Here is a 23505-nt window from a genome sequence, read left to right on the forward strand (position 1 = left end):
CGTCGAGACCAAGGCTGCGCCCGGAGGCATCCGGGCGCAGCTTTGCTTCTGTTCAGCATCGGCGTGTCAGGAGGTCAGGTCGAGGACGGCCCACACCTGTCGGCCCTCGCTGGTCATTTCCGTCCCGCAGCTTGCGGCGCCGAGTTCGCGCAAGGTGGTAAGGACATCGTCGTCCCACACCCGCGATGGGCAGGGTCGGTGGCTGAAGGCCAGGATGAGCGCTTGATTGTCCTGTTCGGCGAGGTGGAGGCTGATGTGGCGGCCACCGTCCGCGACGACCGGGGTCACCAGTTGGCGTACCAGCGTTTCCAAGCCGTCCGGTGCCTTGAAACCCCACTTGGCGAGCCTTCCTGTCACCTCGGCGACTGCCTTGGCGGGTGCCCAGGGCTGTGCTTCCAGTGACCAGGCGGCGCCCTGACGGTTCCTCATCACCGGTCGCGCTCCGCGGCCGGTGTACTGAGGCATGGGGAGAGACGACGACTCCAGGCGCATCTGTGGCGGCGGGGGCGACGGAGGCTTCTTCGGAGGCGGAGGGGTCTTCGGCGGGTAGTCGGGACGTGGCTTGATCGCCTCAGGCCCGGTATCCGGTTCCATGGCGGCCCCTAACGGTTCCCGGTGACGTGATTACCCATCGTAGAGGCCCGATTAGCTCTCTGACACGGTTCTCGTCGCATCAGGTGCCCGACGCCCAGCAGCGTAGCGATAGAGGCGTGTATCGAAAGGCTTTCCGGAGTGGTCGTCGTGTTGCTCCGCTACGGTGCGGGCATGGCGAACTTCGTGCTGGTCGCGGGTGCACGGCTCGGATCGTGGGCGTGGGGCGATGTGGTGCCGTATCTGGGCGCGGCTGGCCACGGCGTCCATTCGCTGACGCTGTCTGGTCTCGCCGAGAAGCAAGGCGTGCCGGCCAGTCAGCAGACTCACGTCCAGGACATCGTTGACGAGGTCGAGCGCCAAGACCTGCACGATGTCGTTCTGGTAGGTCACAGTTACTCGGGCATCCCGAGCGGTCAGGCGGCCGGGCGGATCGGCGACCGGCTAGCCGGGGTGGTCTTCCTGGACGCCAGTGTTCCGGCCGATGGCGAACCATTCGTCTCGGCCTGGCCGGATGGCGGGGCGATGATGAGGGCAGCGATCGCCGAGAACAGAGGATTCTGGCCGGTGGCGCCCGCGGCCCACTTCGAGGGCCACGGTCTCACCGATGAGCAGATCGCACGGATCGTGGATGGTTCGACGCCGCACCCGGGTGCCGCGCTGACCGAACCCGCCATGCTGGAAAGGCCGCTCGAAGATCTACCGGCGACGTACATCAAGTGCACGCTCGGTGACCCCGAACCGAGCGATGACGTTGCCAAGCTGTTGGCCAGCGAGCACTGGCGGCTGATCGAGATGGACACCGGCCACTGGCCGATGTTCTCCCAGCCACGCGAACTGGCGCAGATTCTCCTCGACATAGCCGGCGCTTGACCGCAGTTCCGTCCTTGCGGACTCCGTTGCCGGGTTTGTATCAGCTGTGCTGATCACAGGCACTCGCCAGTGGCGTGGCGCAAAGGCCGTCGGGCTGGCCGGTCAGCCGTCCAGCCGCGGTGGGTCACCGGGGACGGTCCGTATCCAGCAGCGGAGCTTCCAGCAGACTGCAACGGGTCCTACGAGCATGGAAAGCATCCACAGGCACACGCTGGCAGGAGAGATGAGGTAGTACTCCCACCGTTCCGGAAGCAGGGCCGGAAGGGAGATCGCCAGAAAGAGGGCAAGCCACGTGCCTATCACCGTGAGCACAGCTTTGGACGCGATCACGGCCCTTCGCATCGAATCCCCCATCCTCGACGCGAGCTACGCTCCGCCGACCAGTAAGTACGTACTACAACAGGGCCGCAGCCCACACACACGCTGCCGTGAAAGGGTCTCGTATCAGGCCTTGACCACTCGTGGCAGTACGGCCGCCAATGACGCCCAGGTTGACCGACGCCCCCAGAACCGCATGTTCTGGGGGCGTCTCCGGCTGCCCTCTCCGGTTGCCATACCTACTTGGCGAGGCGGAGCTGGTTGACGCACCGCAAGTCCTGCCGGTACTTCACCGAGCCCTGCCGGTACCAGAACCGGCATTGCGACGTGTCGCCCGCCACCGGACCGGTTACCCGAAACCGGGCCATGTGGAAACTGTTGGCCGGTTTGTGGGCTTTCACGGTGAAAGTCGTCGACCGCGACGGCATTCCGCTGATGTCGTCGTTCGGTGACTTCACCAGGCGCACACCGATTCCGTATCCGCCGGTGTCGTAGACACTCACCACTTTGTAGCCGATCAGCTCCAGCCCCTTCGGCAGGTTGACGAACTGGGCCTTGGTTATGGTCACCGGTTCACCACTGACGTTGGTCGCCTGAGGCAGATTCAGCCAGTACTCCTTGCCGATCCGCAACTGGTCGTACTCCAGGTCGGCCTGCTCGAGCAGGCCTGCACCCAGTGCGTGACCCTTCCAGGCGCCTGTGTCATCTGCTCGCTCCGGGACCAGCCAGGCCGCCAGGGCCGCCGTCACGATCAGGAACGAGATTCCGGCGATCAGCCGGCCGCGCCTACTTCGAGTAGAAGACACCAGCGTGCCCACTGCTGAGCGACCCATTCTTGCCCCAGACCCAGTGCTTGCCGGGCTGGTTCCCGAACGTGATCCTCTGCCTGTGGTTGCTGTCGTAGCCAGTCTTCGCACCGAGCGAGATACCGAAGGCGCTCACCGCTCCGGCGAACTTCACAGAACTGCCGTGACCGAGCGAAAGGGTCCCACCACCACCCTCAAGGTAGGTCCGGTTACCCTTCGGGGACTTATTGAAGTTCGCCGACCCGTCCTTCGAAGACACGTCCTTGCCGAACTTGCCCGCCGCGCCGCTGGCCGGAATATTGTACTTACTTGCCTCGATCTTGTACCAGGTGGAGCGCACCGAGCCGGAGCACCAGTGCTGGTACTTCCACTTCTTGTAGAGGATCGGCACTTCGTACTGGTGCGAGAACTTGGGCCTGGCGGACCAGCCTACGGTCATGCCGTTGGTCTGCGACAGTTCCTTGGACGAACCCAGAGTCCAGCTGCCGCTGCTGCCCTTGATCGCGGTGTCAAAGCTGCTGGACATCGAGGCTTCGTACTCGAACGTTGACTTCGCGTCCCAGTTGGCGTGCGCTTCGCCGATGACCGTGTACTTCGTCGAGCTGTCGATCTGGGATTTGGTGTCCCAGCAGTTGCCGGAATCCATGGGCACGGTGGGCGGACGCACCGCTTCGGCGCTGACGTCTTGGCCGTTGACCAGGTACGGGTTGTAGTCGGCGGCGAGGGTGCTGTTGTCGCTCTGCCACATAGGGACCGTGTCCGGGGCCGGAGCCGGGTCGGCTTCGATCTTCGCCGCGAGAGTCTTGTTGTCCGTGGACGCCGCGTAGGTGTCCTGCGTCGTGCCGGACACAGTGTTCGGGGCGAGCAGCGTGCTGTGCCCGTAGTCGTTCTGTCCGGAAACCGTCGCGCTCTGCTGGGCCGTGGTGGTGGAGAGGGTGTCCACGCCGAGCATCGGCGTGCTCGTGGTGGTGGAGACGCCCAGGGCGGTGGCTTGCAGGTTGAGGACGCCGCCGTTGTCGTCCTTGGCCTGCTGCACGTCGGCCGGGAGCGTGCTCGGCAGGGTGATGGACCACGTGCCGTCAGCCGCGGTCGTCGCCGTGCCGAGGAACGGCACCTGGGTTTCGCCGGTGGCGTTGTCGCCGAGGTCGTTGGCCGTCAGGGTGACCGGAAGGCCCGCGGCGGGCTGCCCGTTGCCGAGGGTGAACTTGCCGGTGACCGTGTTCGACGGGGTCTGGGCGGCATCCTCGGGTGCGTCGACAGCCTCTGCCCCTCCGGTCTCGTCCGGTGGGGTGGCGAAGTAGGGCTGCAGCGCCGGGTCCGGGTCCGCGAGGCACGGTCCGGCGTCCGCCATGATCGTGCCGACGATTCCGGTCCGGACCTCTGGATCGAGCTGCGCCCACGGGCCGGTGGCGAACTTGGCGATCTGACCGGTGGTGTCAGGGTCGCTTGTGGTGCTCTGCGTGTTGACGACCCCGCTGCCCGGGCTCCAGGCCTGGCTGGCGGTCACGCCGGTCGCGACAGTCGAGGTCAGGGCGAGCTTCGGCAACGAGCCGATGACGGTCAGAGCCGTCCGCTTGATTGTGCCGTCCTTCAGCCAGGACAGACCGGAGTTCACCATCCACAGGGAGTCGGAGGCGCCCATTTCGGAGGTCACGCTTGATCTGATCGAGCCGATCTTCGTGATCGTGCCGTTGCCCGTGGACGGGCTGGACTGCTGGTAGACGTCCAGCGTGTTATCGCTCGCCAGGACCAGGATGTAGGTGCCGTTCGTGACGATCCGCGTCGCCGACGACCAGTTCAGGGTGTACGTCTTGACCGAGGTCAGCAGAGACCCGCCAGTGGCGGTGTTGTCCTTGTAGGCCTTGACTTGGCCGCCGAGGGTGGCCTCGTAGATGATGCCGTCGCCGCCGCCGGTGAATACCTTGCTGGTGGTCGGCAGGCTCGCCGTAGTGAGGGTGTCGATCAGGCTGTCTGTGGTACCGCTCATCGGCCCCCAGTCCATGTACTTGTGCAGCAGTCGGGGTGCCGCGATGTTGCCGGTGGAGTTCGGCTCCCACACGTACGTCGGTACGGAGGTGAGACAACTGTCGGCCGTGGCCGGCTGTGCGGCGGCCAGCGGCAGCATGACGCCCCCGACGAGGGCAGCGGCGATGGTGACCGCGTGCGCGCGGCGGGATATCCGGACTCTCATGGAGTCCCTTTCTGTGGTGCAAGTAGATGGATGCTCAGCAGGGGTCTGACCTGCTGGAACACCCGCAGTTGATCACATGTGAAGACGCTGTGTCACTAGAGTCTGTGTGGAACCTGTGATTGATCTGTCGATCCAGCCCTCCCGGAATGGCGCATCTGCTAAAGCGAACCTCGGACAACCTACCGACCAGTAGGGCGAGTTGACCCATCACAAGGCTGCCCTCATCACGAAGACGGTGAAGATCGAGAAAATCCTGGCGCGGGACCGCTCCCCCCTGGCACCCGCCGCCAGGAGATCCAGCGGGTGTGGGTTGAGCTGCGGGTGGCCGCACCGCAAGGAATCGACCGGTCCAGGCATAGTCGCAGGTCAGCCGGTGAAATCGAAGAGTCATGGTTCCGCCGTGAGTGACAGCTATTTCGACCCGAGAACCCTTGAAGACCACAACATGACGGATCGGTGTTGGGCTCGCTCACCAAGGCGGAGAGGGCACTTGACGCCGCGTTGGACGCGCCGCTCAGGTCTGGTCGGGGTGCAGCCGTCTACCGCGAGCAGAAAATAGGCAAAATTCGTACGAAGGTGAAGCTTGCCGAGGTCTAGGTGTGAGCCATCGGTCGCGCCCTGTGCTGCTTCCAGAGCAGTTGACAGTGCAAGAGCAGGTACCCGATGACTCCCCCGCTCCGACTTCATGATCTTCCAGCCGGGGACCGGGTCCACGGGACTCGTGTTGTGACCCCTCGCGTCGGACTGGCTCTCCTGGACGACCGAGCGGGCCCATCGGGCGAAGCTGATGTGCGCAAAGTGCGACTACGACCTACGCCAGCACGATGACGAACGGCTGCCGTACAACATCCCGCTGCCCGAGAAGCCCAGCACGATCCGCCTCCTGTGCGGACCGTGCTGCAACGACGGCGAGGATGAGATGGACCGCCGGGCCGCGCTCGCCCGGCAACCTTCCTGACCAAGTGGACCGCTGATGGGGATCTGTGAAATCGGCCAGTGCCGCTCTTCGTGCACCACCCGGTTATTGTCGGCCACGATCCTGCCCGGTCACGGTCCCACGTGCGTTTCTAAGCGGTCCCCAAGCCCGCACAGCGGCCGAAATCCCCGCCCCTATCCCCACCCACCAGGAGTCCCCGCGATGGTCAGCAGTCAGCTCGCCTTCGACCTCTTTGGCCAGGAGGTGCCCGACCTGTGGACCCGACGAGCGGGAGACACGCGTGTAACTGGGCGACCGCCAATCGGAGAGTCGCGCCACCCTAAGGGCCTAGGCCGACGGCCGTGCTGTGGCGTTGGGCGGGCAGCCTTCCGATGCTGGCTCGAGGGGGCATGAGCTCCCGGACCAAGTGCACGGAACGGATGATTCCCATGGAATGGGACTGGCGGACACGTCCATTGCCAAAGCCAAGATGGCCCTTCCCAAAACCATGGCCACCAGCGCCAAGGCCTTTGTCATGGTGGGGTATGGGTCCGTGGTGGCCATGGGGAACATGGGATTGGACCCTCACTTTCGACCATTTGGTCCCCCACACGTCCAACGTGCCCGCGAACAATCAAGTGGCGGTCGAGCTCTTCGTAAGGGAGCGGCGGTCCTGGTGGACCTCACCGGTACGCAAACCCGTGCTCATGCTTCACGGCAGGAGTGTTCCGGTGCTCGCCAGCTTCGATCTCCAGTACAGGACGTACAGCTGGGCTGAGGCACTGGCGCAGGCCGGTTACGACGTCTTCATGATGGACCTCCAGGGCTCCGGGCTGTCACCTCGTCCCGAGATGGACTCCCCGTGCAACCTCAGCAAAACCGACCAGGAGCTGCTCACCCCACGGCCGCCAGGCTTCACCCCGTGCAGCCCCATCTACCCGTACCAGCTGAACAACTCCGACAGCGACCAAGCCGAGCTGCACACCGTCGTGGAGTACATCAAGCAGGAGTGCAAGGTGCCGAAAGTCGCCTTCTTCGGCTGGTCCGCGGCAGCGTTCACAATGGGACCCTACGCGGTCCAGCACCCGGAGAACGTGGAGAGCATGTTCCTGCTGGCGCCGATCTTCCCGCCCCAGGCCACGTCCAGCCCACCAAGCCCGCTACCGAGCTCGGGGGTTCCGATGTCCCTCGGTACGAGATACGGCCTGGAAAAGGCCTGGAACCTTGAGCTGCGCACCCCGGACCAGCGGGAACCCGGCATGGTGGAAGCAGTGTGGGCGGCGAACATGGACAGCGATCCGGTCGGCAGGACCTGGGGGCCACCGGAAGGCCTGAACCGCATCAGGAGTTTTGTCCGGTGGGGATGGAACGAGACAACCGCGGGGCAGGGCGGGGTCCTCGGCGGAGACGTGCCCGTGCTGATCGTGGACGGGGAACACGACAGGACGGCGAACACGACGCCGCCGAGCGGGAATGCGGAGCTCAACTTCTCGGTCCGCGCGCTGTACGACGCAATCACCGGACCCCACAAGGTGATGGTCAGAGCACTCGGTGCCAGCCACCAGATGCCTTGGGAACAGCAACACCAGAATCTACACAACTTGTCGACGCAGTGGATCAAGGACCAGCAGGTCGGCGGCAAGACCACGGGCGTCTTCGTCATGGACAAGAACGGCGTGATCAGCCCGGCTCCGTGAGCGCCACCTCCACACCCGTCATCCCAGACTGAGTGGTCTATGTAGGCACCGAACGCAGGGGGCTGCTCGCCCTCTCGGCAACCTCCCTTGCCTGAGGCCTACGGTCGTGCCTTAACGATCGCCCTCCCGAGTGGCGCCCTCTGTAGATCAGCGCGCTCCGGGTGGGGAATCAAGGTGAGCAGGTCTGGGGAACCCGTGAGCACTGGATGGGGAAATTCAATGAGCCTCATCACCGCGCTCTGCGCGCGCCACGATCGCTGCGGCCGCCGACCTCATGACGCTCGAGCGTGCCGCTACCCGGCTCGCCGCCGCCGGCGCAACACTCCGCACGGAAACGCCTGCAGAGTACGCGACTCCGACCGAACACAGCCGGATCATCACCTACGACGGTTCGCCGACTTCCTGGGCACCCCGTGACGCCTCGAAGTCCCCCCAACCCGACGGGCGAGTACCTGGACCCGGCCGAGGCCGAGATCACCAGCATGCTCGCCGTGCAGCGGTCCCTGCCTGTAGAACTCGACGAGGACACCGCCCGCACCCTGCGCCGGTGGCTCCGCCAGCGCGCAGCGATCACCGCGCGCCTGGAGGGCACCGATCCCAGGCATCTGTGAATCCCGGCCAAGCAGCACGGGCATCCTGGTCGGCGCGACAACATCCCCTGTCCCCCTTGGCGCGGCCTGCACGCCGCACACCGGCGCCTTACTCTCGGCCTGTTCGGCAGCCGCCCCCTTCTCCTCGGCGAACTCCAGCTGCTGGAGCCTGCCGAGCACTAACCTGGGGTCAGGACCCCGGCGATATCGCCACCCCCGTCCGCTTGAACAGGTATCCATGCCGATTCCATACGACTGTCCCCTCTGCGGCGACGACGTGCATGTTGCTTCCGTCCCTCTGCTGGACAGACCCGAGGCCGTTATGGGCTGCTATGCCTGCCTTGGGCATGATGTGTCCCTACGTGCAGCGTATGCATCCCGCGCGGAGTGGCGGAGGGCAGTGAGGGAGTTCGAGGAAGGAAGCTCCTCTTACTGGCCGCCCGAGGTGACGAAGGAGCTGCAAGAGCAAGAGGAGCCGCAACCGCAGGAGTCGGACTCCGAGCGGGAGGAAGAGATCACCCGCAAAGCCGAGGAGATCGCTAACGAGCGGGCAAAGCGCTGGCTCATCAACGGCGTCATCGTCGCACTGCTCATCGTGGGGGCGTCGATGTGTGCCCGCAGCGAAGGGAACAACAACCCTTACGCCCCGGACTGCCAGTGGGTGGGACGCTCGGAGCAGTGCTGGTAAACGTCACCCGCCCACGCTGAGGCCCTACGCTCGCATCTCGCCGATAGCGGTTATGGCCTCCTTCACACGCGCGACGTCTGCACCTACCCCCTGTGGGTCCGGTTCAGTTCGGCTCTGGCAGCATCGAGAAGATCGACGGCGTGATGGTCCTCGACATCCGGGACGCTGTCCACGACGTGTGCGAGGCCGCACTCTTAAACCGGGCTCGCGCCGCATTTGTCCCGTCTCGCTGAACATGATCGCGTCTTACCGGTGCTTGACCGGTGGGCGTCGTCCTCCCCCTCCTTGGCTTCGATGAGTCCGGCTGTGAGGTTCGTCGAAGGCAGTCACAATCGCCGCCGAGAAGGCAGGGTGCCCCGGATCGGGCGGCACGTCTTTCTCGCTGCCCTTCGGTCATGCCCGATTTCATGACGGCCCCCACGGGGTGTAGCCCAGGGTGAGGTGACCAAGTCGCGACAGGCGGGTCACCTGCGCGACAAGGGCCCTGGTGAACAGGCGCTGCGCCGAGCATTCTCCGTAGCGCTCAATGTGGTCGAACACGACTTGGTGATCCTTGGCTGCGAGGGATCGCCACTCCAAGACCTGTTCACGGGTCAGGTCCTCGAGGACCAGGTCGTGGACAATGGTCGCGGTCGGTACTGAGGGTGCGGGGGCAACCGGGGCAGGGCGCGGGGCGGGCACCAAAGGCGGGGCAGGCGCCTTGGACTGGCCTTCATCGACATGCTGCGCGGCCGCGGCTTCGGCACGCCTCTGAGCTGCGGCAGCCTGCCGGACACGGGTTTGCTCCCACCGGTGTTCGCGGGCCCAGGCCTGGGCTGTGACCGTCTCGTGCAGCTGGCGTTCGGTGGCTGCGCCTCGCCGTGCCTCGGATGCGTACGGCATCACGTCCTCGACGGCGGCGGCCACCGCGTGACGCTGCGCGCGGCGGCCGGCTTGCCGGTCCTGGCAGCGTGGGCAGTCCTGGCTGGAGTCGAGGAGCACGCGGTCGTCACACCGTGCATCGCCGCACTCTTGTCGCTGCGGAAGTCCACGGGCCAGCAGCCAGCCCACCGGGTCCTTGATCGGCCCGTTCAACCGCAGGTGGTCGTCGAAGTGTCGGCCAAGCCGGTCAGCGAGAACCTGCGTCGCGTCCTTGCGACCGGCGAAGCCAGCAACTTTGGCCAGCTCGACGCGGGTCGCGTCCTCCACCAACCTGCGGGCTGCCGGACGGCCAAGGCGGGCCCACAGCAGCCGAACCGGGGCCAAGATCGCCCGGAGGTCCTCCGCCGGCAGCGACCCCCTTCCCCGCGACTGCCTAGTCTCACCAGCACTGACCAAGACCCGCGGTTTCCCTCCGACCAGCTCCTCGGACTCTGCGTTTGTACTAGTCATCGACGGGGTTTTCTGTTGCTGTTCCCCGCGCAGCGGGCCTCTCGCGCCACGGGCACGCGGCAGCCGGTCACCCCTACCGCCATGGACAGCCTGGTCCTCGCGCGTTCGCGCACACTCCGGCTGACCACCTGGACCCACACGGACTTCGCCGGAAAAGCGACCAGAGACCAGCAGGGGAGCGACGGAGTTACCCCCAGGAGAGTGATTGGTGTGAAGGCCTGCCGTAGCATCGGGCTCTGCCAGCCCGGCCAAACCGGCTCGGGATAGGCGGCTGACCTGCAACGCTTCATCCGACTCGACGGTCTCATCAAGCCTTGCCGCAACGTCGGGGTCTGAGCTGGCTGTACGAGCAGCCTCCGGACGGTCCTCCAGCGTTCTGCAGGCGCCCCGTTGGGCGTGCGCGGCCGCGACCGCCGGCACCAACAGCCGCGTACGGTGCGCCAATCCGGACGCCGTCATCACCCGGACTCGCTGCACCAAGAGGCGGTCCTCGAGGCGCTCCAACACCCGCTCGCCCGTCGACGCCTTGCAGCCCAGCAGCCGTGCCACCGTCGCCGCGGCCCGGCCGCGCCTGGTGTCCACCGTGCCGCCGCACTGCCGGACCTGTCCGGTCTCCCGTGCTTCCAACACCAGGAGTAGGCCGCCGCCGAGCAGTACGCGCTGGCCGCCACCGCCCGCCCGGCAGACACCTATGCGCGCATCGTCACCCTGGACCTGGTCGCGGGCGCGGAGATGCACCCCGCCGCGGGCGGGGGTGGGGATGCCACCGAGGCACGGTGGCGGACGGCCGGTCCGGTGGCGGGAGACGCGGAGTTCGCCTGCCGGCTGTGTACCGGCCGGCGCACCGGGCAGCCGGTGCCGGCGGTGCGGTATCTGCCGCGCTGGCAGCGGGTGTGTATCCGGCACGAGCGGTGGCTGATGGACGCGGATGCCGACCAGCAGCTGGAACACCTGGACCTCTACGCGCTGGCGGAGGTGGGCCGCGCAGCGGCGGTGGCCGGGCGTGGCGCGGCGGGCAGCGGCGGCTGGGGTGGAAGCCGGGCAGGTGTTCGCCCTGTCCCATGCGGTGGTGGCCGGCTGGTGGGATCAGGCCCTGCACTGGGAGCGGGAGGAGATCTGGCCGCGCCGCGTGCACCAGGTGGCCGGCGGCAACGCCGGGGCGGACCTGGCGTGGTGGCGGATCGTGGGCCGGACGCGGTCGTCTTCCCCGAGGTGGTGGCGGTGGCGGATGCGCTGCTGGACCCGGCGATGGCCGAGCTGGTGTGGAAGGCGAGCGGAGGGACGCGGCCCAGGGCGCGCGGCGGGAGGACGATCCGTTCTGCCGGCAGCTGGGCGAGCGGGTGGGCCGCAGCTGGCTGGGACCCGAGCTCGCGACCGACATGGACCGTGTGCTGCAGAGCTGGACTGGCGCACTCGTGCGGGGCCGCCGCTACGGCGCGCCCGCACGAGCGGGCGGCTTGTGGACCAGGGCGCACGTGGCCCCCGCCAGCAAGTGTACGTATGGAGGGTGCCGACCGTGAGGTCGTAAGTGGTGCCGTGCCGGTGGAAGTTGTGGACGTCGGCCACCGTGACGGTCGACCGTCCTTGGTGCGCAGCCTGGTGCCCGGCGCCAGAAGTGGGAGTGCCAGGATCCGCTCGTGGAGTGTGATGTGTGCGGGCAAGCAATGTGGCGATGGCCAGTGGCGACGACGGCTTGGCAGGAGCAGATCTGGTCCTGCTTGTGGTGCCATGCCGCCACACATGTGGGTGGCGGTCGGTTCGAGATCGTGCGGCCTCCCTACCTGCCGATGAAGATGCGCTGGGAGAGAGCCGTTGCGGACGGTCTGTCCGCCGACGTGTCCCACGCCTTCGGCGTCTTCGACAGAACCCTGTGCGGCATCCAGGAAGACGGCATGGCGCCGTCCGGCTACTGGTGGCTGCCGGAGCGGGAGAGGGCCTGCAGCGCCTGCCGTGAAGCGGCGGTGGTCATCGATGAACGCCGGCCGCAGGCCATGAGGGGCGAAGACGCGCGACTCAGCATTGCCCGACGACCGGGTGCCCGATAGCCGGACCTGAGTCCGTCGGCGTGCTGGACCTCAGTGCACCGGACCAAAGAGAGGATCACGAATCCAGGACTCCAGGCGCCTTCCCAGCGGTGGCGGGGCCTCGCCTGCCGGCGGGCCGTCCGGCACGCACTGCGGCCACATCTGCGTGAGCCATGCCTGTTCGGCGGTAGCCAGTCGATCCCAGCGTCCGCGCACCTCACCCACGAGCCGGACCGTGCGCTCGCCACCGGCTCCATCGAGATGCCGACCGAGATAGCAGATCGCCGATACCGCCTGCGACTGCACGGAAAGGTGCTGGGCGTGAAGGCCAGGGGGTGATCCCGAGCGGCGCAAGATCTGCCGCAAGCGGACGAACGCCTGATCCCAGGCCCTGGCGTCTCCCGCGCCGGCCAGGCCCAGCATCGCGTAGTTCTTCAGGACCGCGTCCCGGGCCGACAGAGCCCACGCAAGATCAGTCGACGCCTCCGGTCCGCATCGCTTGGCCAGCGCAAGTACCGCCGCACACCGTACGTCCCGCGGCATTCCCCCAGCCGTCAGGACGCTGCGCAGCGCCGGCGGACCCGCAGAACCCTGAGCATCGCCCAGCACCGCGACCACAAACACCTGCCGACTCAGAGGAAGATCGTTCAACACCGTCACGAGTTCGGCCTCGCCCGCAGGACCGTTTATCACAGCATCGCGCAGCGCGCCCTCGAAGACCTCGATCCTCCGATGCCGCAACCGTTCCCCCAACGAGGCCACTCCGGCTCCTTCCCTGCCTCACCCGGCTGCCACCATGACATGCCACGCTGACAATCGGCGTCGCCGACCTGTTCGGTCACGTGCCGCTGAACGGTGCGCGTCAAACCCTGCCTGCAGTCGACGACCTGACCGCCGGCCAGCCCAGTAGGGCCCGTATGAGCAATGGATCCCTGCGCGACGCCTCGGTGGTCGTAGCGCCAAGGCCCGGGTGATGAGTGAGGCGCCGGCGTAGGCTTTCAGGCCACGGGCGTCGGCGAACCGGGTGCGATCGTCTCCGATCTCGGCCGGCACAAGGGCACCGAGCTGGGTGCCGAGGCCGGGAAAGCTGAGGATGATCTCCTGTCAGGATGCTACAGGAGGACTTCCTCCACCGCCCGCCTGGGCGAGTTCGTCCGCGGCGGTTGCAAGCGGCCGTGAGCTGGCCCAACAGGGCGAGCATTTGCCTGCCCAGCGCATCCTCGCACCAGGGCTCGGACAGGGCACCATGACCCAACACCCCACCTCCCGAACCCGCCGGGCATGAGACCGGGCCGACACCGCGGTGCGGGAGATCCTCGAGAAGGGACGGCCATTCCCCGGTCCGTCCGTGGAGCGAGGACGTAGCCGGCACTGTCACGGCCCATCCGCTCGGCTCGGCGCGGATCGGCGACGATCCAGCCACCAGCGCCCTCACCGACGGCCATGAATTGCGCGGTCACAGCGCACTGTTCGTCACCGACGGCGCCGCGGTCCCCACCTCCCTCACCGTCAACCCCTCCCTGACCATCGCGGCCCTCGCCGAACGCGCCGTCGCCACGATCGCCACCAGTGCCGCTGCCGCGGGGGTCGCGCTGCGCCGCGATGTTCCGTTGCCCGGCCGCTGACGGGCCTGTGGAACGAGGCGGAACGGAATGGAACGCCGAAAGAGGAGACGGGTTCGACCTTTCCTGGGAGACGTGGCGTGGGCATCTCGCGAAGAAAGCTACTGACGGCGACCGGAGTGGGTGTGGTGGCGGCAGCCATCGACGCGGGCGGCTTCCGCGCCGCCGCCGAGGCCACGCCCTCGATGGGTGCCGGCAGGACGGCCGGTACGGCAACTGCCTCCGCATCGCAGGTTCCGGGGGTCACCACGTGGGACCAGACGGTTCAGCGGGCGAGCTACGCCCAGGGCACGGGCTACCAGCGGCTCGTCGCCGGGCCGGGCGAGCCGCACACCATCCGCACCGACCTCTGGTCCCGCTTCGGCCCTCCGACGACGGCTCTGGCGGCGTTCGCGCAGATGACCGACCTGCACATCGTGGACGACCAGTCGCCGGCCCGCCTCGAGTTCATGGACCGCTACGCCGACGCCGGTGCCCCGCACTACGCCTCGTATCCCACCGACTCGGCCTACCGGGGTCACGAGTTCCTCTCGACGCAGGTCGTCGACGCGATGTGCCAGGCCATTGCCGGGACCGGCAAGGGCCCGCGGAGCCGGATGCCGCTGCAGTTCACCATCGTCACCGGCGACGCGATCGACAACTGCCAGCACAACGAGAACCGTTGGTACATCGACCTGCTCGACGGCGGCCAGACCATCGTCCCGGACTCCGGCGCCATCGGCCTGGACCAGAGCTTCGCCGGCGGCACCCTGACCAGCGGCGGCACCGGGGACAACCACTACTACTACCCGTCCGTGCCACCGCAGCAGGTACCGGGCAATCAGTACACCGGCATCTCCGGCCTCGGATTCCCCTACGTCCCCGGGCTGCTGGACGCGAGCGGTGCGGTGGGCGCGGCCCGCCGACCGTTCGTCTCCAACGGCCTGGGCATGCCCTGGTACGCGGCGTACGGCAACCACGACGGCCTGTGGCAGGGCAACGAGCCCATCGACAACAACCTCGTCGACGTGCAGGGCATGACGGTCGGCACATCCAAGACCACCGGCACTTCCGCGGATCTGCCGGACAACTACAGCGACCTCGGCACCTTCGGCAAGCTGATGGTCGCCTGGGACCTGGAGGGAACCCGGGTCGTCGCGGACCCCAACCGGCGGCTGCTGTCGCGCAAGGCCTTCATCCAGGACCACTTCAACACGGCCGGCCTGCCGGTCGGTCACGGATTCCAGGGCGTCGGGATCGACAGGGCCTACTACGCGATCCCGTCCGGCTCCGGCGACCTGATCCGCTACATCACCCTCGACTCCACCAACACCAACACCGACGGCTTCGGCTCGGGCGCCGCGGGCGGCTCGATCGACACCGACCAGCTCAACTGGCTGGAACAGCAGCTCAGGGCGAACAGCTCACGCTATGTCAACACCAGCAACCACATCGTCACGCAGAGTGGTGTGCAGGACAAGATGTACGTCATCTTCTGCCACCACACGCTCAACACCATGGACAACCTCGACGACGGAATCCTCGGCGGCATCTTCGGGGACCGGCACACCGGCGACGAACTCAAGGCACTGCTGGTGCGCTACCCGAACGTGATCGCCATGGTCAACGGCCACACACACGCCAACAAGATCATCCCTCATCCGGCGCCGGCCAACAGCCCCATCTCCGGAGGCTTCTGGGAGATCTCCACGGCCTCGCACATCGACTGGCCGATCCAGAGCCGCATCATCGAGATCATGGCGAGCCCCGACGCGCAGAACGCCGGGGAGTTCGGCTCCTCCGCCGGGCCCGCCACCCTTTCGATCTTCACCACCATGGTCGACCCCGCCGCACCCCTCTCCTTCGCGGGTGACACCAGCACCCCTGCGCAACTGGCCTCCCTGGCACGGGAGCTGGCCACCAACGACCCGCAGGAGGTGAACCGCGGCATCACCCTTCGCATGGGCGGCAACCAGGACCGCAACACGCAACTGCTCCTGCCGGCCCCCTTCCCGCTGCACGCTCCGCACCCGCTCGGTTCCCCGGTCGCCGTGGCCCGCAACGGTGACGGGCGGCTGGAGCTGTTCGGCACGGACGCGCAAGGCAACCTGTGGAACACCAGCCAGCTGACGGCCGGCGGTGACCTGCGGACCTGGACCAAGATCGCCGGCGGGCCCGGGTGGCAGTCCGTCACCGCCGCCAGCAACCAGGACGGCCGGGTCGAGGTCTTCGCCCTCGACCAGAACGGCTTCGTCAACCGCCGAGCGCAGACGAGCGCGGGCAGCGGCACCTACACGGCGCCCCAGCAGTTCGACTCCGTCTTCACCTCGGCGACCGCGGTCCAGGACCAGTGGGGCGGCCTACAGGTCTACGCGACTCGCAGTGACAACACCATCCGCCACCGCTGGCAGGACTTCCTGAACGACGACACCGCCTCGAACGGCTGGTTCACTCCCTGGACCCAACTCGGCGGCACCGCGATCCAGTTGGCCGTCGAGACCGGCTTCGACGGGCGCGCCGTGCTGGTCGCCATCAAGGAGGACGGCCTTCTCATCCAGCGCAAGATGAACGTCGCCAACGCCCAGACGGAGAGCGAGTGGGGTGGCGTGTTCCCGCTCGACGGCATCCTCGACTCCATCGACATGACCCGCAACCTCGACGGACGCCTGGCGATCTTCGGCACCAATCCCGACGGCCAGCTCTTCCGTCGCTTCGAGACCGCCGCCGGCAGCGGGACCTGGCAGGCGTGGGCTCAGATACCGGCGCAGACGGGTGCCACCACGCTGAGGATGCGTCACGTGTGCGCCGAGCGAAGCGGATCCGGGAGGATCGAGCTGTTCGCCGTCGACAACACGGGCACGCTCTACCACTGCGCGCAGGCCGGCCCCAACAGCACCGACTGGACCCCCTGGCAGGCCTGCGACGTCAAGCTGCGCGCCACGCACACCTTCGGCGGGTTGTGACAGGCCCGGCAACACCCGATCCGTCCCGCTGCTCTTCCGCCTGAACGCGGGTGCCGGCCCAACCGCTCAGCAGGCGGGGCCGGCACCTGCACGATGCTCCGTCCCGCGGACAACCGTCCCCCGTCACCGGCCCCTCATCCACGTCGCAGGATCCTGACAGCTGCCGGAGTAGCTGTGGTGGCGGCCATCGATGTCGGACGTCTGTGTTCCGTCGCCGTGCCGCGTCGCCGCCTCCCTGCACCGGCCACCGCCCCGGATACGCCGCAACGCACGATCAGGACGAAAGCATGACGGGCCCGCGTCAGGCGGGCCAGTACGAGCACCGCACCCCGGTGTGCACCGCGTGCCGAAGGTGCTCGCCGATCAGCGCGTCGGCTGCCGCGATCCGGTCCAATGCCCGTCGGATGGCCTTGCTCACCGCGACCCGGGAGCGTTCCTCGCCGTCGGGGAAGCGGCGGGCACGTCCGCTCAGGCCTGTGGCACCCGCCAACTGGCTCATCAGCCAGTCGTGTTCGGCCTGGGCCGCGGTGGCACGTTCCTGATCCTGGGCAGCCTTGAACGCGTCCAGTTCGGTGCGCAGCCAGGCCAGACGATTGCGGTACTCCTGCATCGCCACCAGGTCCAGTACCGGCTGCTCGGGCGGCGTCGAGTGCCCGGCGATCTCGTTCAACGCAGTCAGCCCGGCGACGAGTTCGGCAGCCCGGACCTCTTGGCGCGGGTTGGCGATCAGCACCACCAGGTGGAGCATCCCCACGCTGTGCTCCACCAGGACGCTGCGCCCGCCGAGCCCGATCCGCCACTTACGGCCCAGCCGGGTGCAGAAGGCCACGGGCTGTTCCTGCCCGTCCTTGCCCTGCGGACCCGTGCTGCCCTGTCCGTCGGTCTTCGGCGGCGGCTCCACGGCCTCCTCGGCGACCGCGGCAATCTCCAGCCGGACGGCGTCGGCCTCTGCCGGCCGGCCGGCCCGTACGAGCGCCACCGCGAGCCGGTCCCAGGAGGCATTCACCGCGGGCCAGTGCGCCAGGGCGAGGTTCTGCCGTGCCGCGTTCCGCAGATGGGTCACGGCCCGCTCGACGTCGCCCATGGTCAACGCGGCGACCCCGAGCGCGTGGTGGGTCGAGCCGAAGCAGGCGACGGCAAGACTTCCCACTACCGGCAGGTGGGCGTAGGGACTCAGCAACTCGTAGACCCGTGCCGCCGTGGCGGTGTCGTCGAGGAGATAGGCGGCCTCCGCGACGCCGTGCATCGTCACCATCCAACTGCTCGACCGCGGCAGGTCGCCGAGGTCGCGGCCACACAGCGTGGCCAGCGCGCTGACAGCCTTCCGCCGGTCCCCGGCTGTCACCGCGGCCACCGCCAGCGCTGCCATGGCGTGATCGTCCACGGCGCTCAGCGTCGGCGAGTTGACCACGTCGCTGAGGAGCGGCACGAGCTCTCCCACCCGGCCCTGGTACCAGCGGATGGTCACCAGCTGGGCGGCCTGCCACACCGTGGCGTTGACGTCCCCGGCGGCGATCCCGCGCTCGGTACAGGCCTTGGCCAGGGCCTCGGCCTCGTCGAGGCGACCCGCGCGGACGGCGAGCATGACCTCCATCGCGCTCACGACGAAACCCACCGCGAGATGGTCCTGTTCGGCCAGCAGGCCGCGCAGCTCGGCCAGGCAGCGTTCCGCGTGCGGATCGCCGTCCAGGAACATGTCGACCGTCTGCCACAGCAGCCCCATCAACAGATCGCTGCGGCGGGAGGTACGGAAACTCTCCGCGACCAGTTCGGCGGCCAGTTCCCGGCGCAGTGAGCCATGCTCCGGACCGATCAGGCAGTGATGGGCCAGGCTCAGTGCCTCCGCACGCGCCATCGGATTCTGCCGTGCCCTCGCCTGCTCGAGCAGTGCCAGTACTGCCGTGGTGTCGCTGGTGCGATAGCCGCCCTCCCCGGCCAGCCTGATCCGCAGCCGCAGGGCCAGCGAGGACTGGGAGTCCAGTAACTCCAGCGCCCGGCGTAGCTGCGATTCCAGGAGTACCGAGCCGGCGACCGTACGGTGCTCATGCACCCACAAACCACCGTAGCCGAGGGCGGCCACCGCCATCGACCGTTCGTCGCCCACCGACTCGGCGATCCAGTAGGCGTGTTCGAAGCGGTCCCGGCCGGTGCGCAGATCGCCGTCGTCGATGACGGCACGTGTGCCCGCGTCGAGCAGGGCCTGAAGCTCACCGAACTGCCGGGCGTTCGGCCCGGCCGGACCGGACGCGTCCCGCACGGGCGCATCGACATCGTTCACGGCTCTATCTCTCTCCTGGGTGCACTCGACAACGCCAGGTGAAGCCGACCGGACCGCCGTGTCGGTCGTGATCGGTGGCCTTGCCGCAGGGCGAGGGACGGCGAGTGAGCCTAGCGCAGAGGTCGCGGCGGGGGAACAGGCTCGGACCGTACGGCAGGTGGACACCGTATGAGGCCCGTGGCTCGGGACCCGCGGCGGAGGATGAAGGAACACGATGGCACGGCAGGGCACGGGACGGCACGGGTTGGAACGCTCATCTCGCAGTGACACCTTCAATCGTCCACTGTTTGGAAAGGGAATCAGTCGTGGGCTTTTTCGGGCATCGACGCTCGGCCTTGGGCGGCGCCGTGGCATTCGCCGTCGGTCTTTGGCTCAGTGGAGGTCCGGCGGCGTCCGCCGCCCCCGCCGTGGCGCCGGCCTTCTCCATCACCTCCGACAGCCAGCAGGATCTGTTCGTGCAGGCGATCGACACACCGGACGCGGTGGTCCGGATCGCCGGGAACGTGGACCTGGACCTCACCGGACGGGAGTCTCTGCCGGTCGCCCCGGGCGTGCAGATCCTCGGTGACAAGTCGCAGCGCCCCCAGGGCCCGCGGCTGTTCACGACCTCTTTCCCACACATCCTCTTCAGGGTCGGGAACGATGGGGACGGTACGCACAGCGACAACGTGCGGTTCAGCGGAATCCGGTTGCAGGGCGCGGAGAGTGACGACCCCTATTCGGCGGTCGACGCCAGCGACTCCGACGGAATCCGGGTGGACTCGAGCCTGAACGTGGAGATAGACCACAGCGAGATCGATCACTGGCGCGGCTCGGCGGTGAACATCCAGGACGGCCAGAACCGGATCGGTCTGTGGAACGCCCAGACTGTGCGGGTACACGACGACTACATCCACCACAACCAGCACCCCACCGGCATCATCTGCTGCGGTCACGGCGCGGGCTACGGCGTAGTGACCGGCCATGGCGCCTACGCCCTGGTCGAGCGGAACGTGTTCGACTACAACCGGCACGCGATCACCGGCGACGGTTCGGCCGGGGACGGCTATCTGGCGTACCGCAACCTGATCTTGGGCGGCGGCGGGGACAACTCCCATGTCTGGCACACTCATGAGATCGACATGCACGGCAACGACTCGTCCTGCAGCTACGAGTGTGGCTCCGCGGGTGAGTACATGGACGTCGAATACAACACGGTGTGGTACACGAACGGCACGGGTGTCAAACTACGCGGGACGCCCAGTGTCGGCATGACCGTATCGCACAACGTCTTTCGGCATTCGAGTCTGTGGGTGGGCTCGATCCTGCCCATCCACGCAGCACTCGACCAGACCGAGACAGGACTGCACCAGTCCGCCAACACCCTCGACTCGTACACCGGCAATCAGCGCAAGTACTGCGACTTCGACGGCGACGGCGTCAACGACGCCTTCATCGCCACCGGCATTACTTGGTGGTACCAGTCCAGTTCGCTCGGCGGGCGGTGGAGCTATCTCAACCAGTCCACGACGCGGCTCGCCGACGTGGCACTCGGCGACGTCAACAGTGATGGCCTGTGCGATGTCAGCTACCCCGGCGGGGTGTTCGTCAATCCTGGCCAGAACGCCTCCTGAACACCGCGACCGTGGCGGTCATCAGCGGCGACGGCGCGGACACGTGCAGGACCTGACGAGTCAGTTCCTTTTGACGTCGAGCCCGTTCTCGGACTGGTCACAGACGCCCCCGCAGCGCACCTCTTGCTTGAAGTGTCATGAACCCGCCACGCTTGCCGTGAATCTACTCGCATAGATCTACCGCTCCACCACTCCACCTGACAGGACGTTCGTCCGCACCCGCTTCCGGGAGGATCCTCCAGTGAGATCTCGTCAACCGCGCCGTCGTGGCACCGTCGCCGTCGTGATGGCTTTACTTGCCCTGTCCGCCAGTCAGGCCGCGGGCGCCACGCCTGCGGCCGCGGCCGCCCCGACTGCCGCATCCACGGTCGCCGCGGCGCAAGACCACGCAGCGCGTGCCATAGCCCGTTCCCTCTCCGACCCTGCCTGGCGTACCCGCGTCAAGCATGCCGCCCTGGCCGCCGACGAGGTGTCCGTCACGGCGCTGGCCGGCCACGCCGGCACCAGCCTGAAGTCCACGCTGGCGACGGCGGATCACCGGATCGCCGCCGCCAAGGGCCTCGACCCCAGCGTCGGTTCGCTGCTCCGGCTGCGACTCGGGAACCATGCGATGCGCAGCGCACTGTCCGCCGGAAAGACACCCTGGGTTGCCCCCGCCACCGCCGATGACGACGCCGCCACGATCGTCGCTTACGACAGCCGTGGCCGAGCCCACAGGCTCGACGCCCGCCATGCGCCCGCCCGTCCCGTGTACGTCGTGGACATCGACGGCTCCAAGGCGCTGGCCGCCGGCCTGGGAGTCCTGAAAAAGCAACTGCGCCACTACGGCCTGCACTCCGCCACGTCGACACCGGCACCGGCACCGGCACCGAAGGCGGACGCCACCAGGAAGCCGAAGGCCCAGGCGGCATCCGGCGGCTTCTGGACCACCCGCATCAGCGCGGTGGAACTCTCGGACGACGAAGAGCCCTGGTTCAAGGGCGACGCCGAGATCTACACGCTGGTCACCGGCTTCGGACAGGACGGCACCGTACGTGTCGACCCCGTCGACATGCCCTACCTCGACAACGACGGCACGGTCTACCGGCCCGGCCAGATCCTGGTCAACTGGTCGAACTACAAGTACAACCTGGCCGATGCCGTGATGATGGAAGACGACGGCAGCACCAACTACCGCGACCTCGCCAAGGCCATAGCCACAGCCCTGCTCACCATCGCCGACCAGGGAACCTATATTCCGCTGGTGAACGCGATCTTGGATGCCATCCCGAACGACTGGTGGACGGACGATCCCGACTACGTCGACTCCTGGTACACCCTGGCCAGCAGCGACAACGGCACCCGCTACGGCGCTCGCGGCAACGGCTGGATGACCGTCGAGCCGTACTTCGTCCAGGAGTTCTGAACCGCAGGGCGAACTTCCGAAACACACGACACAGACAAGGGCTGCGGGCCGGTGGTGACACCACCGGCCTGTTCCATGCACCCATCCGCCGGCGGGGACTCGCGATCCCCTGAGCACGGTCCCGAACGCGGTTTCGACACGCGAAGCCCGGAGTGTTGGGTGCGGGGTACGGCCTGACAAACCGGCCCCGGCGCGCCTGAAGGGGCACGTCGGGGCCGGTTCCCGTGCGACTCGCTGCCACCCTTACGGGCGGATGCCGGTGTCAGCCACGGGGTGAGTGGTGGCACTCCTTGTGGGCGGGGCGCCAGACGCGGGTCCACTGGCCGGGGTGCCAGCGGTGGTGCCGGTCCCGGAACGCCGGCTGCCACTGCCGTACCCAGTGGCCCGCCACCCTCACGCAGTGGTGCGACGCCGCCGACGGTCGATGGTCCTGCGGGGCCGCCGACGCGGTGCCGACCGTACCGACGACCGCGCCCGCGGCCAAGGCCACCGTCGCCGCCCCCAGGGCCGCGGCCCTCTTCAACCCGTTGATCATGTTCAGGCCTTTCCGTACGAACCGGGGCTGACTCCCCGGCACTGCCCGGACCACTCGGCCGGACACGCACTGATCCTCACCCTCGGACATGACCAAAACGCCACAGAACACCGCCTCTTAAGAAATGCCAATCAACTTCTCATTCAGCGCAAATAGTCATATCTACGCGCCAATGGCGTGGCCCGTCGCGCACTCGACCGGACTGTCACCCGCCACGGTGCGGAAGGTGTGCAGGCCGCCCCCCGTTGTCAGTCGGTCCGGTCGTTGAGTCCTTCGCGGACGAGCCAGTACGGGTAGCCGAACCGCTCACCGAGGGCGACGAAGTTGTCGTACGTCTCCCCGTCGGCCGGAACCGGCACGAAGTAGGTCTTCACCGCGCGGAGGAGGAGCCGGTAGCCGAGGTCGGCGCACGCCTCGGTGACCACTCGCTCCAGCGCGGGGACCAGGCCGGTCGCCGGAACCCCGTACGGGGGCTGCTCCGAGGCGAGGCGCAACGGCTCCGCGACCGTGTGGATCACCTGGATCACGGCCTGCCGCAGTTCCTCGTCGACTACCGGCTGTGGCTGTGGAGGTACGAACGCCGGATCGTCCTGGCGCACGCGGGCCAGCCAGGCCTCCTCGACCCGCCGCAGCCAGGTACGGGCCGTCATCCCGTGCTCGTCCGGGTCGAGGATGCCGTGAGTGGCGGCGAGCCACACCGTACGGATCGTCTCGTCCGACATCGGTGAGCGCAGCAGTCGCTGCACGTCCTGGCCCAGTTGTGCGGCCTTGGAGCGGTCGAACTGGTCGAGTGACGTTTCCGTGAGCACGAGCCACACTGCGACGGGGCCGGGGTCGACGACGTGGGGCGGGAAGTGTTCCCTGTAGAACTCCTCCAGCACGCGCCATCGCGAGGCGAGCCAGGTCAGCCCGATGTCCGTCACGTAAATGTCTTCGATGAATGCGACCTCGACGAACTCGTCCTCGACGTCGCTCTCCGGCTCGTATGTCATGGCAATCCCTCCAGGCAGGCGGCATGGACGACCCACTTGTCATGAGGGTGCGC

The 23505-nt window shown here is 67.5% G+C and carries 18 protein-coding genes and 1 pseudogene; 10 read left to right on the top strand and 9 right to left on the bottom strand.

Annotated features, from left to right (window positions below; all coding sequences use genetic code 11):
- Positions 1–66: 66 nt before the first annotated feature.
- Positions 67–429, bottom strand: a complete 363-nt coding sequence (locus ABZV42_RS02905) for a hypothetical protein (RefSeq protein ID WP_355982643.1) — start codon at positions 427–429, stop codon at positions 67–69.
- Between the two features lie 336 nt (positions 430–765).
- On the opposite strand from ABZV42_RS02905, the gene ABZV42_RS02910 reads away from it, so the two are divergent.
- A complete protein-coding gene (locus tag ABZV42_RS02910; RefSeq protein WP_355982641.1) occupies positions 766–1464 on the top strand; it encodes an alpha/beta hydrolase in 699 nt (232 codons plus the stop codon).
- A gap of 557 nt (positions 1465–2021) precedes the next feature.
- Here the strand turns inward: ABZV42_RS02910 and ABZV42_RS02915 are convergent.
- Together ABZV42_RS02915 and ABZV42_RS02920 are read right to left on the bottom strand one after the other, a co-directional pair.
- Positions 2022–2600, bottom strand: coding sequence for a hypothetical protein (locus ABZV42_RS02915; RefSeq protein ID WP_355982639.1), 579 nt, complete (start codon positions 2598–2600; stop codon positions 2022–2024).
- Positions 2569–4779 (bottom strand): hypothetical protein, encoded by a 2211-nt coding sequence (locus tag ABZV42_RS02920; RefSeq protein ID WP_355982637.1) that lies wholly within the window; start codon positions 4777–4779, stop codon positions 2569–2571. Before ABZV42_RS02920 ends, ABZV42_RS02915 begins: the two co-directional genes overlap by 32 nt.
- Before the next feature lie 787 nt (positions 4780–5566).
- Between ABZV42_RS02920 and ABZV42_RS02925 the strand changes: the two genes are divergently transcribed.
- From ABZV42_RS02925 to ABZV42_RS02940, 4 genes are all read left to right on the top strand, one after another.
- Positions 5567–5737, top strand: coding sequence for a hypothetical protein (locus ABZV42_RS02925; protein ID WP_355982635.1), 171 nt, complete (start codon positions 5567–5569; stop codon positions 5735–5737).
- Positions 5738–6402: 665 nt separating this feature from the next.
- Positions 6403–7392: an alpha/beta fold hydrolase gene (locus ABZV42_RS02930; protein WP_356050906.1), complete on the top strand. Its 990-nt coding sequence runs from the start codon at positions 6403–6405 to the stop codon at positions 7390–7392.
- Positions 7393–7805: 413 nt separating this feature from the next.
- Positions 7806–8003, top strand: coding sequence for a hypothetical protein (locus ABZV42_RS02935; RefSeq protein ID WP_355982631.1), 198 nt, complete (start codon positions 7806–7808; stop codon positions 8001–8003).
- 379 nt (positions 8004–8382) lie between these two features.
- The gene (locus ABZV42_RS02940) at positions 8383–8670 is read left to right on the top strand and encodes a hypothetical protein (protein WP_355982629.1); all 288 of its coding nucleotides are present in this window, start codon (positions 8383–8385) and stop codon (positions 8668–8670) included.
- A gap of 405 nt (positions 8671–9075) precedes the next feature.
- Here the strand turns inward: ABZV42_RS02940 and ABZV42_RS02945 are convergent, their stop codons facing one another.
- On the bottom strand, positions 9076–9858 hold the full coding sequence (locus ABZV42_RS02945) for a hypothetical protein (protein WP_355982627.1): 783 nt from the start codon (positions 9856–9858) through the stop codon (positions 9076–9078).
- Positions 9859–11720: 1862 nt separating this feature from the next.
- Here ABZV42_RS02945 and ABZV42_RS02950 point away from each other — a divergent pair.
- Positions 11721–12086, top strand: coding sequence for a hypothetical protein (locus ABZV42_RS02950; protein ID WP_355982625.1), 366 nt, complete (start codon positions 11721–11723; stop codon positions 12084–12086).
- Positions 12087–12116: 30 nt separating this feature from the next.
- Here ABZV42_RS02950 and ABZV42_RS02955 read toward each other — a convergent pair whose 3' ends face one another.
- On the bottom strand, positions 12117–12827 hold the full coding sequence (locus tag ABZV42_RS02955; protein ID WP_355982623.1) for a hypothetical protein: 711 nt from the start codon (positions 12825–12827) through the stop codon (positions 12117–12119).
- 18 nt (positions 12828–12845) lie between these two features.
- Positions 12846–13118, bottom strand: a complete 273-nt coding sequence (locus ABZV42_RS02960; RefSeq protein ID WP_355982621.1) for a hypothetical protein — start codon at positions 13116–13118, stop codon at positions 12846–12848.
- Positions 13119–13296: 178 nt separating this feature from the next.
- Here ABZV42_RS02960 and ABZV42_RS02965 point away from each other — a divergent pair.
- Positions 13297–13618, top strand: a pseudogene (locus tag ABZV42_RS02965) (GMC oxidoreductase); the annotation flags it as partial.
- Between the two features lie 149 nt (positions 13619–13767).
- Positions 13768–16629 carry a TIGR03767 family metallophosphoesterase gene (locus ABZV42_RS02970; protein WP_356050714.1) on the top strand — a complete coding sequence of 954 codons (2862 nt, stop codon included), beginning with the start codon at positions 13768–13770 and terminating at the stop codon, positions 16627–16629.
- A gap of 301 nt (positions 16630–16930) precedes the next feature.
- Here the strand turns inward: ABZV42_RS02970 and ABZV42_RS02975 are convergent, their stop codons facing one another.
- Positions 16931–18907 (bottom strand): hypothetical protein, encoded by a 1977-nt coding sequence (locus ABZV42_RS02975; RefSeq protein ID WP_355982617.1) that lies wholly within the window; start codon positions 18905–18907, stop codon positions 16931–16933.
- A 347-nt stretch (positions 18908–19254) separates the two neighbouring features.
- Between ABZV42_RS02975 and ABZV42_RS02980 the strand changes: the two genes are divergently transcribed.
- Complete coding sequence (locus tag ABZV42_RS02980) at positions 19255–20520, top strand: hypothetical protein (RefSeq protein ID WP_355982615.1); 1266 nt, start codon at positions 19255–19257, stop codon at positions 20518–20520.
- 286 nt (positions 20521–20806) lie between these two features.
- Entirely contained in the window at positions 20807–21925 is a 1119-nt protein-coding gene (locus tag ABZV42_RS02985; RefSeq protein WP_355982713.1) for a DUF3103 family protein, read from the top strand.
- A gap of 262 nt (positions 21926–22187) precedes the next feature.
- On the opposite strand, the gene ABZV42_RS02990 is transcribed toward ABZV42_RS02985, so the two are convergent.
- Together ABZV42_RS02990 and ABZV42_RS02995 are read right to left on the bottom strand one after the other, a co-directional pair.
- Positions 22188–22460 (bottom strand): hypothetical protein, encoded by a 273-nt coding sequence (locus tag ABZV42_RS02990; RefSeq protein ID WP_355982614.1) that lies wholly within the window; start codon positions 22458–22460, stop codon positions 22188–22190.
- 248 nt (positions 22461–22708) lie between these two features.
- Entirely contained in the window at positions 22709–23452 is a 744-nt protein-coding gene (locus ABZV42_RS02995; RefSeq protein WP_355982612.1) for a hypothetical protein, read from the bottom strand.
- Positions 23453–23505 lie beyond the last annotated feature (53 nt).

The organism is Streptomyces sp. NPDC005281, assembly GCF_040607495.1.
GTDB lineage: Bacteria > Actinomycetota > Actinomycetes > Streptomycetales > Streptomycetaceae > Streptomyces.

Bases quoted from the DNA above. Each gene is read 5' to 3' on its own strand.
- ABZV42_RS02905 (WP_355982643.1), bottom strand. From the start codon at position 429: ATGAGGAACCGTCAGGGCGCCGCCTGGTCACTGGAAGCACAGCCCTGG.
- ABZV42_RS02910 (WP_355982641.1), top strand. From the start codon at position 766: ATGGCGAACTTCGTGCTGGTCGCGGGTGCACGGCTCGGATCGTGGGCG.
- ABZV42_RS02920 (WP_355982637.1), bottom strand. From the start codon at position 4,779: ATGAGAGTCCGGATATCCCGCCGCGCGCACGCGGTCACCATCGCCGCT.
- ABZV42_RS02925 (WP_355982635.1), top strand. From the start codon at position 5,567: ATGTGCGCAAAGTGCGACTACGACCTACGCCAGCACGATGACGAACGG.
- ABZV42_RS02930 (WP_356050906.1), top strand. From the start codon at position 6,403: ATGCTTCACGGCAGGAGTGTTCCGGTGCTCGCCAGCTTCGATCTCCAG.
- ABZV42_RS02985 (WP_355982713.1), top strand. From the start codon at position 20,807: ATGGCTTTACTTGCCCTGTCCGCCAGTCAGGCCGCGGGCGCCACGCCT.
- ABZV42_RS02990 (WP_355982614.1), bottom strand. From the start codon at position 22,460: ATGATCAACGGGTTGAAGAGGGCCGCGGCCCTGGGGGCGGCGACGGTG.
- ABZV42_RS02995 (WP_355982612.1), bottom strand. From the start codon at position 23,452: ATGACATACGAGCCGGAGAGCGACGTCGAGGACGAGTTCGTCGAGGTC.